This window comes from Turicimonas sp. TL08 (assembly GCF_054660695.1).
Genome location: NZ_BAAGDP010000122.1, coordinates 1 through 244, shown reverse-complemented (window position 1 = coordinate 244; position 244 = coordinate 1). Strand labels below are relative to the sequence as shown.

The 244-nt window shown below is 34.8% G+C and carries 1 protein-coding gene; it reads left to right on the top strand.

What is annotated here, in order from left to right; all coding sequences use genetic code 11:
* Positions 1–110: 110 nt before the first annotated feature.
* Positions 111–244, top strand: a 134-nt coding sequence (locus tag ACYQ4O_RS13190) for a gp53-like domain-containing protein (protein WP_460175898.1), incomplete at its 3' end; no start/stop codon positions are given.

Genomic DNA, 244 nt, shown 5'->3' with positions numbered 1-244 from the left:
TCCTTGATCTGTTTTTCAGTTTTCTCTTCCTTGACATACGTCTCACCACGTCTGCCATTTTTATCAAATTTAATCAAATAATTCATAATGATTCTCCTTATAAAAATTAAATAAAAACTCGTGATAACTCAACCGGATTCACAGTCCAGTGGGGAGAGTTAGGCTACCCAAACAATAAATCTACGGATGTTTATTTCCCTAGAAGTTTCAGTAGCACTACCTATCAAGTTGATCTAAGTTTTCG